4 protein-coding genes are annotated in these 7528 nt (G+C 70.5%); 2 read left to right on the top strand and 2 right to left on the bottom strand.

The features are described 5' to 3' along the window. Positions 1-59: 59 nt before the first annotated feature. The gene (locus E1166_RS28000; protein WP_165944450.1) at positions 60-4796 is read left to right on the top strand and encodes a family 43 glycosylhydrolase; all 4737 of its coding nucleotides are present in this window, start codon (positions 60-62) and stop codon (positions 4794-4796) included. Between the two features lie 70 nt (positions 4797-4866). On the opposite strand, the gene E1166_RS27995 is transcribed toward E1166_RS28000, so the two are convergent. Further along, complete coding sequence (locus tag E1166_RS27995; protein ID WP_132342894.1) at positions 4867-6123, bottom strand: hypothetical protein; 1257 nt, start codon at positions 6121-6123, stop codon at positions 4867-4869. A 280-nt stretch (positions 6124-6403) separates the two neighbouring features. On the opposite strand from E1166_RS27995, the gene E1166_RS27990 reads away from it, so the two are divergent. Further along, positions 6404-7045 carry an SGNH/GDSL hydrolase family protein gene (locus E1166_RS27990; protein ID WP_132342893.1) on the top strand — a complete coding sequence of 214 codons (642 nt, stop codon included), beginning with the start codon at positions 6404-6406 and terminating at the stop codon, positions 7043-7045. A gap of 84 nt (positions 7046-7129) precedes the next feature. Here E1166_RS27990 and E1166_RS27985 read toward each other — a convergent pair. Next, the coding region (locus E1166_RS27985) for a Rieske (2Fe-2S) protein (RefSeq protein WP_132342892.1) at positions 7130-7528 on the bottom strand (399 nt) is incomplete at its 5' end.

The following is a 7528-nucleotide window of genomic DNA, read 5'->3' as shown; positions in this document are numbered from 1 at the left end:
GACCCTCCCCCGCTCCCCGTGCTTTGTCCCTTCGCCGGTTCCGTCCACTCACGGCCGGTGTGGTTCTCAGCCTCTTCGCCGCGCTGCTCCCCGCCGGGACGGCGACGGCCGCCACCGCTGACGTGACCGACGGCCTGCTGCTGCGCTACGACCTGAAACAGACGACCGGCAGCACGGTCACCGACACCTCCGGCCGCGGCAACAACGGCACCCTGGTCGGCGGCGGCACCTGGACGGGCGGCGGCCTGCGACTCGACGGGGTCGACGACCACGTCAAGCTGCCGAACAACCTGTTGGCCGGACTGTCCTCCATCACTGTCGCGGTCGACGTCTACCTCGACCCGACACAACAGGGCCCGTACTTCATCTGGGGCCTCGGCAACTCCGCCACCTCCGGCTCCGGCTCCGGCTACCTGTTCAGCAGCGGCGACGCCTTCCGGGCCGGCATCACCACGACCAACTGGTCCGGTGAGAAGGTGACCAGCAAGGGCGCCAACCTCACCCGTGGGGTCTGGAAGTCGGTCACCTACACGCAGACCGGCACCACCGGCACCCTCTACGAGGACGGCGTGCAGGTCGGCCGGAACACCGCCGTCACCGTGTTGCCCAGCGCCGTCGGTAACGGCACCACGACCAACAACAACCTCGGGAAGTCCAACTACGCGGTCGACCGCCTTCTCAAGGGCCAGGTGGCGAACTTCCGCATCTACGACCGGGCGCTTGACGCCGACGAGGTGGCCGCGATCGCGCTGCCCGACGCCACCCGCGTCGATGGCGACGTCGCCGCGCTGGACCTCGGTGACCTCTCGGCGGTGACCGGCAACCTCACTCTTCCGAGCACCGGCACGTACGGCTCCACGATCGCCTGGTCCTCCAGCGCGCCGGGCACGATCAGCCCGACCGGCGTGGTGAACCGACCCACCCCGGCCGCCGGGCCGGCGACGGTCACCCTGACCGCCACCCTCACCCGGGGCGGCTCCAGCGGCACGAAGACGTTCACCGCGACGGTGTTGCCGAGCGAGTCGGACCAGACCCGTGCCGAGGCCGCCGCCGCCGGGCTGTCCCTGGTGCACGCCGACGACGTGCGCGGCAACCTGACCATGCCCACCACCGGGCTGCACGGAGCAACAGTCAGCTGGCGCTCGGCCAGTCCCGCGGTCGTCACCCCGGACGGCGTGGTCACGCGTCCCGCCCACGGCGCGGGCGACGTGAAGGTCACGGTCACCGCCACCGTGACCGTCGGCGCCGCGACCGCAGAGCGGGCGATCGAGCTGACCGTCCGCGAACTGCCCGCGCCCGCCCCCTACGCCGGCTACGCGTTCAGCTACTTCACCGGCAACTCCATCGCCGGCGAGAAGATCTACTTCGCGGCCAGCCGGGGTAACAACGCCCTGCAGTGGACCGAACTCAACGGCGGGCAGCCGAAGCTGGAGTCGAAGTACGGCACCCTGGGCCTGCGCGATCCGTTCCTGATCCGTAGCCCGGAGGGCGACCGGTTCTTCCTCATCGCCACCGACCTGTCCATCGGTCGCAACGGCAACTGGGACGTCGCGCAGCGCCAGGGCAGCCGGTACCTGGAGGTCTGGGAATCCACCGACCTGGTCAACTGGTCGGAGCAGCGGCACGTGCTGATCTCGCCGCCCACCGCCGGCAACACCTGGGCGCCGGAGGCGTACTGGGACGAGGCCCGCGGTGAGTACCTGGTCTTCTGGGCGTCGAAGATGTACGCCGAGAGCGACCCGAACCACACCGGCAACACCTACAACCGGATGCTCGCGGCGACCACCCGCGACTTCGTCACCTTCAGCCCGGCCACGATCTGGCAGGACCGGGGCGAGTCGCGCATCGACTCCACCGTCATCCGTGAGGGCGACACCTACTACCGGTTCACCAAGGACGAGGGCGGCGGTGGCACCGGTTGCTCCGACATCATTCAGGAGAAGTCGAACTCGCTGACCGCCGTCGACCTGCCCGGCAAGCCGGCCTGGTCCAGGATCACCGCGTGCATCGGGCGCGACGCCGGCACCTCGGCCGTCGAGGGCCCGACGGTGTTCAAGGCCAACCCGGGTGACACCTCGGGTTCGCAGTACTACCTCTTCGTCGACGAGTACGGCGGCCGCGGCTACATCCCGCTGGGCACCAACGACCTGGAGAACCCGGACTGGAAGGTGCCGGCGAGCTACAAGCTGCCCGCCAGCCCCCGCCACGGCACGGTCATCCCGGTCACCAAGAAGGAACTCGACGCTCTCAACGACGCGCCCCCGCCGGTGCGCGCCAACCCGCAGGGCGTGGTGGCCCACTACCCGCTCGACCAGGACGCCGGCACCACGGTCACCGACGCCTCCGGCAACGGCTACGACGCGAAGTTGGCCGGCGACGCCACCTGGAGTGGCGGCAGCCTCGCCCTCGGCGGCACCAACGGTCACGTCGACCTGCCCGACAACATCATGGCCGGACTCGACGAGATCACCGTGTCGATGGACGTCAACATCGCCAGCGACCAGGCCACCCCGTACTTCGTCTGGGGTCTGGGCAACACCGACTCCGAGGGCGTGGGCAACGGCTACCTCTTCACCACCGGTAACAACTACCGGACCGGCATCAGCCTGAGCAACTGGACCGGCGAGCAGACGATCACCAATGGCAGCGCCGTGCCGCGCGGAGTGTGGAAGACCCTCACGTACACCCTGAACTCGGCCGGCACCGCCCGGCTCTACCTGGACGGCGTGCGGGTCGCCGAGAAGACCGACGTGACCAACAAGCCCGGGGACATCGGCGGCGGCCGGACCACGGCCAACTACATCGGCCGTTCCCAGTACACCGCCGACCGGTACCTCAAGGGCCGGGTGCGGGACTTCTCGATCTACAACCGGGCGCTGTCCGACGCCGAGGTCGCCGGGCTCGGGGCCAACGGCACCAGCGTGGTGGCCGTCCAGCTCGACAGCCTCAAGGTTCCCGCGATCATCGACGCCGCGACGAGCACCATCACCCTACCGGTGAAGCCGGGCACCGACCTGACGAAGCTGGCACCGACCTACGTGGTGGCCGCCACCTCGACGGTCAGCCCGGGTGGGACGCGGGACTACTCCTCGCCGGTGACGCTCACCGTCACCAGCGACTCGGGAGAGACCCGCGAGTGGACCGTCAAGGCGGTGCAGATGCGCTCGCCGGTACTGCCCGGGCTCAACGCCGACCCGAACATCGTCCGGTTCGGCGAGACCTACTACATCTACGCCACCACCGACGGGTTCCCCGGCTGGAGCGGCACGAAGTTCAAGGTCTGGTCCAGCCGTAACCTGGTCGACTGGACCGAGCATGACACGATCCTCGACCTCGGGCCCGACATCTCCTGGGCGGACACCAACGCCTGGGCGCCCGCCGCGATCGAGAAGAACGGGAAGTACTACTTCTACTTCTCCGCCCAGCAGAACATCGGCGTCGCCGTCGCCGACTCCCCGCTCGGGCCGTTCGTCGACCCGCTGGGCAAGCCGCTGGTCAGCAAGGCCGACTACAACGGCGCCCAGCAGATCGACCCGGCCGTCTTCACCGACGACGACGGCAAGAGCTACCTGTACTGGGGCAACGGCACCCCGTACGTGGTGCCGCTGAACGACGACATGATCTCGTACGACGTCAGCAAGCGGGTGCAGCTGACCGGCCTGACGGGCTTCCGTGAGGGCCTGTTCATGCACAAGCGTGACGGCACCTACTACCTGTCCTGGTCGATCGACGACACGCGCAGCGAGAACTACCGGGTCGGCTACGGCGTCGGGACCAGCCCGATGGGCCCGTTCACCAGCAAGGGCGAGATCCTCACCAAGGACCCCGGCCAGGGCATCCTCGGCACCGGTCACCACTCGGTGCTCCAGGTGCCGGGCACCGACGACTGGTACATCGTGTACCACCGGTTCGCGATCCCCGGTGGCGACGGAACGCACCGGGAGACCACCATCGACCGGATGTACTTCAACGCCGACGGCACGATCAGGAAGGTCGTCCCGACGCTGTCCAGCGTCGAGCCGCTGCGCTACGACGGCGGACAGCCGAAGGCCACCGTCTCGGCCGCCGGTGCCGACGGGTGGTACGGCAAGGGAGCGGCGTTGACGCTCACCGCCGGCCCGAAGGTCCGGCTGGTCGAGTACCAGATCGACGGGGGTGGCTGGTTCCCGTACCGGGAGCCGGTCGCGTTGACCGGTGGGCAGCACCTGATCGAGTACCGGGCGCAGGGCACCAACCTGTTCTGGAGCGAGGCATGGTCGCTGCGGGTCAAGGTGGACGACACCGCGCCGACGGCCCAGGCGGTGGTACGGGACCGGACGCTCACCGTCACCGGCCAGGACGGCGAGTCCGGCGTGGCCCGCCTGGAGTACCGGATCGACGCTGGGGCGTGGACCACCTGGACGGCCCCGGTCTCCCTGGACGGCAGGGCGCACTCCGTGCGCTACCGGGCGGTGGACGTGGCGGGCAACACCGGTGCCGAGGGGGTCCTCGAGGTGCTGGCGGTGGGCCCGGCGGCGAGGACGCTGCCGGTCGTGGGTGGTTCCGCCCGGGTCGGCCAGCCGCTCACCGCCACCACGGGTACCTGGGACCTGCGCGGTCTGACCTACTCGTACCAGTGGCTGCGGGACGGGGTCGAGATCGCCGGTGCCACCGACGCGCGGTACATCCCGACCACGGCGGACCTCGGCAGGCGGCTGTCGGTACGGGTGACCGCCACCCGGCCGGGCCACGAGCCGGGCACCGCGGTGTCGGCACGGACCCGAGCGGTCTACGGCACCGCCTCGGGCCGCCGCTGACGGCAGGGGCGCACGCGACTCGCCCGGCCGGGGATCTCCCCGGCCGGGCGAGGCCGTTCTCACCGCCGGGTCAGCACCGGCGGATCGTCGAGTTGTTCAGCACGATGTTGCTGATGGTCAGGTTGTCCGCGCAGGGGTTCTCCACGATCCGGCTGTTCACCAGGGTGAAGTTGCGCAGCGCGATGTCGCGGTTGCCGGGGAACGAGGTGCGCTCGGCGAGCCGCACCTCACCGCCACCGCTGATCGTGCCGCCGCCCGTCGCGATGGTCACGCCGTAGCAGTTCTCGATCAGGATGGCGTTGTTGCCGGTGTTGGCGATGTCGACCCGGTCGATGGTGGCGCCGCCGGACTCGGAGACGCAGAAGATTCCGCGGCCGCCGCCGCGGGCACGCACGGTGCCGACGCGGATGTTGGTCGGGTAGCTGGAGCCGACCCGGCCGTTGCGGTTGGCCATCCGGAAGGCCGCGTAGCCGGTGCCGGCTCCGGCGTTTTCCGCGTCCACGGTGCCGACCGTGGCGTTGATGGTCTGGTTGAGCAGCAGGCCGGACTCGCCCACGTTGCGGGCGGTGACGGTGCCGATGGTGAGACCGTCCACGCCGTACGTCTCGACGGCGTGCGAGCGGGCTCCCGAGACGTACACGTTGTCGATGCGGATGTTGCGGCTCCACTGGCTGGTGTTGCCCCGGTTGTCGATGCGCACGCCCAGCCCGCTGGAGAGCCGCATGTCGATCTGCCCGAGCACCACGTTGGTGACGTTGCGCATGAAGATGCCGTACAGCGGGGAGCCGGTGAGGGTGAGGTGGCCGACCTCGATCTGGGTGGTGCCCCGGGAGTAGATCGGGGCCTGGTCACCGGAGCCGGTGCCGGTCACCCTGATGGTGCCGCAGACGTCGATCGCGGTGTAGCTGGGCAGGTTGATGCGCGAGCCCGCGCTGACCGAGCCGGATCCCCGGACCACCACCCGCTGCTTGCTGGTGCGGCCGGAGCTGAGGCTGTCGATCGCGGCCTGGACGGCGGCCCGCATGTCGCCGCCGGTGTAGACGGTGCGGCTGCCGTTGCGGGAGGTCCAGGTACTGCCGTTGAGGGTGGCTTCGGCCTGGTAACTGCCGCTGCCGCAGGCGGCAGCGGCCACCTGCCCGCTCTGGCCGGTGGCGGTCGCCGTGCCGACGGACGCCGCGGCGGCGCCGACGGCCGCGCCGTGCAGAGTGGGGGTCGCGGCGGCGGCCGGGGCGACCGCCGCCGCCTCGGTGCCGGCCAGGGCCAGTGCCGCGGTGGCCGCCAGGCCCAGCCGCCACCGGCGTGGTTGCCGGTTGGTCGTGTGTTTCATCGGAAACTCCTCCGGAGCGTGGTGGTGAAAGCGCTGGATGCGGGACGGCAAGCGCTTTCCCGGCATCCCCGGAATGTAGTGATGAGCATCGATGTAGTCAACCGGGAGCTGCTCGGTATCAATCCACAGTGATCCCGCAGCGACCTGCGGTCGCGCCCGGCATCGCGTCCCGCACTCGGGCTGCGCCGGGACCGCCGGCCGTCCACGTGTCGCGATCGCACTGGCGGTCCGGCATGATCGCGTCCATCATGGTCGCAGCGACGGCTGGAGGAGGCGACGGATGACCGTACAGGTGCCGTGCGGAGGGCGGGTGCTCTTCATCGGCGACAGCATCACCGACGCGGATCGGGACCGCACCGATGGAGCCGACCTGGGCCACGGGTACGCGATGATGGCGGCGGCCTGGTTCACCGGCGCACAGCCGGCGCACCGGGTCACCTTCCTCAACCGGGGCATCGGTGGCGACCGGGTGCGCGACCTGCGCGCCCGCTGGGACGACGACTGCCTGGCGCTCGCCCCGCAGGTGGTGTCGGTACTGATCGGCATCAACGACACCTGGCGGCGCTACGACCACGACGACCCGACCGGTGTCGAGGAGTTCGAACGCGACTACCGGCACGTGCTGACCAGGACGCGGGATCGGCTCGACGCGGCACTGATCCTGATGGAGCCGTTCCTCATCCCGCTCGACGACAAGCAGCGGGCCTGGCGGGAGGATCTCGACCCGAAGGTCGAGGTGGTACGCCGCCTCGCCGCCGACTTCGACGCGACGCTGGTCGCGGTCGACGCGGCCTTCGCCGCCGCCGACACCGACGACCGCGTCTGGACCGACGACGGGGTGCACCTGACCCCGTCCGGGCATGCGCTGTTGGCCCAGCACTGGCTGCGGGCGATCGTCCCCGACACCACCGCGACCGCCTGAACGCCGGTCACCAGACCCGGCCCGCCACGCGGGGGTGGCAGCGCCTCCCGGTCGCTGCCACCCCCGCGTGCGCCTGGGGCCGCCTCAGGCCAGCCGGATGGCGTCGCCGTCGAGGACCACGTTGGCCTCCGGCAGCGGCGCGTTGGCCGGCCCACCCTTGACCGAGCCGTCGCTGATGTCGAACTGGCTGTTGTGGCAGCCGCAGACGATCCGGTCACCCTTGACCGAGGTGACCGTGCAGCCCTGGTGGGTGCAGGTCGCGGAGAACGCCTTGACGGTGCCGGGTTGGGGCTGGGTCACCACCACCTTCTGGGCGGCGAAGATCTTCCCGCCGCCGACCGGGATATCGGCCAACGTCGCCAGCGCCCCCGCCGCCCCCGCCGGGCCCTTCGTCGCCGGGGCCGCCGGCGGCACGCCCGCGCTGCCGATCGGCTGGTTCTGCACCGGCTGTGGCTGACCGTAGGTCTGGCAGCCGGTCAGCAG

The sequence above is a fragment of the Micromonospora sp. KC213 genome, from assembly GCF_004348325.1.
Classification (GTDB): Bacteria; Actinomycetota; Actinomycetes; order Mycobacteriales; family Micromonosporaceae; genus Micromonospora.
Note: the sequence above shows the minus strand (reverse complement) of the source record. Positions and strands in the feature narration are given on the sequence as shown.

Excerpts from the sequence above, each read along its gene's own strand:
- E1166_RS27995 (WP_132342894.1), bottom strand. The coding sequence starts at position 6,123 with ATGAAACACACGACCAACCGGCAACCACGCCGGTGGCGGCTGGGCCTG.
- E1166_RS27990 (WP_132342893.1), top strand. The coding sequence starts at position 6,404 with ATGACCGTACAGGTGCCGTGCGGAGGGCGGGTGCTCTTCATCGGCGAC.